The 2,457-nt window shown below is 66.2% G+C and carries 1 protein-coding gene and 1 pseudogene; both read left to right on the top strand.

Annotation, left to right across the window (positions count from 1 at the left end):
* The first annotated feature begins 9 nt into the window (after window positions 1-9).
* Window positions 10-1,785 (top strand): type I secretion system permease/ATPase, encoded by a 1,776-nt coding sequence (locus LJD17_RS23905; RefSeq protein WP_227386755.1) that lies wholly within the window; start codon window positions 10-12, stop codon window positions 1,783-1,785.
* A gap of 2 nt (window positions 1,786-1,787) precedes the next feature.
* Window positions 1,788-2,457, top strand: a pseudogene (locus LJD17_RS23910) (biotin/lipoyl-binding protein); the annotation flags it as partial.

Genomic DNA, 2,457 nt, shown 5'->3' on the forward strand with positions numbered 1-2,457 from the left:
GGACGAGAGATGACGCAGGCATCGAAAAGGCAACGGGAAGAAAGCACAGAGGTTTATGACGCTCTGAAAGCTTGCAGCCCTTCATTCATTGGCGTCGCGGTGTTTTCCGCGGTGGTCAACATTCTGGCCCTCACGGGCTCCCTCTACATGCTCCAGATCTATGATCGGGTGCTTTCGAGCCGGAGCGTTCCGACCCTGATCGGTCTCTCCCTCATCGTGCTTGCGGCCTATGTCCTGTCCGGCGGTCTCGACATGCTGCGCGGCAAGATGCTGGCCCGCATCGGCGCCCGTTTCGACGAGCAGCTTTCCACCCGCGTGTTCGATCTCGTGGCCCAGATGCCTTTGCGCGGCGCCAAGCAGACCGAGAGCCTCCAGCCGGTGCGCGATCTCGATCAGATCCGCGGCTTTCTCTCCAGCCTCGGCCCCACAGCCCTCTTCGACATGCCGTTCATGCCGATCTTCTTCCTCGGCTGCTTCGTGATCCATCCCTGGCTCGGCATCATGTCGGTGGTCGGCGGCGTCTGCATCATCATTCTGACCCTGTACACCGACGCCAAGAGCAAGGCGCCGTCCTACGAGCTGACCAAGAGTTCCGCCGAACGCCACGCCATGGCCGAAACCAGCCGCCGCAATGCGGAAGCGATCCGGGCGCTGGGCATGCTCGGCTTCCTGGCCAAGCGCTATGACGAGGTCCATTGCCGCCATGTCAACGATGGCCTGCGCGCCAGCGAGGCCTCCTCCGGCATCAGTGCCTTCGCCAAGGTGTTCCGCATGGTGCTTCAATCGGCCATCCTGGGCCTTGGCGCCTATCTGGTGATCCAGGGACAGATGTCCGGCGGCCTGATGATCGCCGCTTCGATCATGATGTCGCGCGCTCTTGCGCCGATCGAGATCGCCGTGGCGCATTGGAAAGGCTTCACCGCCGCGCGCCAGGGCTATCGCCGCCTGCAGCACATCATGTCGCTGATCCCGCCGCAGACGCAGCTCATGGGCCTGCCGGCCCCCAAGGCTCACCTGGCGGTCGAGGAGATCTATGTGGGGGCTCCCGGAGCCCAGCAGCCGGTCGTGCAAGCCGTCTCCATGCAGCTCCAGGCGGGCCAGGGCCTCGGCCTGATCGGCCCCAGCGCCTCCGGCAAGTCGACCCTGGCGCGGGCGCTGGTGGGTGTCTGGGCGAGCATGCGCGGTGAGATCCGTCTCGACGGCGCGGCGCTCGACCAATGGGAGCCCGATGCGCTCGGTCGCCATATCGGCTACCTGCCGCAGGACGTGGAGCTGTTTGACGGCACGGTGGCGGAGAACATCGCCCGCTTCCAGCCGGACGCGAAGCCCGACGACATTCTCTCGGCGGCCCAGCAGGCCGGTGCCCATGAGCTGATCCTCGGCCTGCCGGACGGCTACAACACCCGGATCGGCGAAAGCGGAGCATCCCTGTCGGGCGGACAGCGCCAGCGCGTGGCCCTGGCCCGCGCCCTCTACGGCAATCCGTTCCTGGTGGTGCTCGACGAGCCCAACGCCAGTCTCGACGGCGCAGGCGACGATGCTCTCAACCGGGCGATCCTGTCGGTGCGTCAGCGCGGCGGCATCGTGATCGTCATCACCCATCGCCCGGCCGCTCTCGGCCAGGTCGATCAGGTCGCCATCATGGAAGAAGGCCGGATCCGGGCCATGGGGCCGCGGGACGAGGTTCTGCAATCCGTCATGAAGCGCAACACAACGCCTGCCCCTGCCGCCGCTCCTGTTCGGCCGCAGGCTGCATCCGCGGGCAATCTGCGAGAGGTTGGTTAACAATGGCCACGATGATCATTCAGGGGGCCAAGCCGAAGGCTTCCATTCACCAGAAGGCATTGCGCCAGGCGGCCATCACCGGCAGCGCGATGATCGCCCTGTTCGCCGGCACGGTCGGCCTGTGGGCTGCCACCGCGACCTTGTCGGGGGCGGTCGTGGCGGGCGGACAGTTCGTGGTCGACACCAGCGTCAAGAAGGTGCAGCACGCCACCGGCGGCATCGTCGGCGAGCTGAAGGTGCACGAGGGCGACAAGGTTGCGGCGGGTGACCTGCTGATCCGTCTCGACGAGACCGTGACGCGGGCCAATCTTCAGCTTGTGACCAAGCAGCTCGACGAGTTCGTCGCCCGCCGGGCGCGGCTTGAGGCCGAGCGCGACGGAGCCGGTCAGGTCAAGGATCCCGAGGAGTTCGCCGCGCGTCGCGCCGAGCCGGGTCTCCAGACGATCATGACATCCGAGCGGACGCTGTTCGAGGCCCGCCGCTCGGCCCGGGACGCGCAGAAGGATCAGCTGCGCAAGCGGATCTCGCAGTCCCAGGACGAGATTACCGGCCTCAAGGCGCAGCAGGAAGCCAAATCGCGCGAGGCGGAGTTCATCAAGGAAGAGCTCAAGGGCGTGCGCGAGCTTTATCAGAAGAACCTGGTGCAGCTGCCGCGCCTGAACGCGCTCGAGC

This window comes from Microvirga rosea, from assembly GCF_020595095.1.
In the GTDB taxonomy this organism is placed as follows: Bacteria; Pseudomonadota; Alphaproteobacteria; order Rhizobiales; family Beijerinckiaceae; genus Microvirga; species Microvirga rosea.

Coding starts and splice junctions, on each gene's coding strand:
- LJD17_RS23905 (WP_227386755.1), top strand. CDS start 10: ATGACGCAGGCATCGAAAAGGCAACGGGAAGAAAGCACAGAGGTTTAT.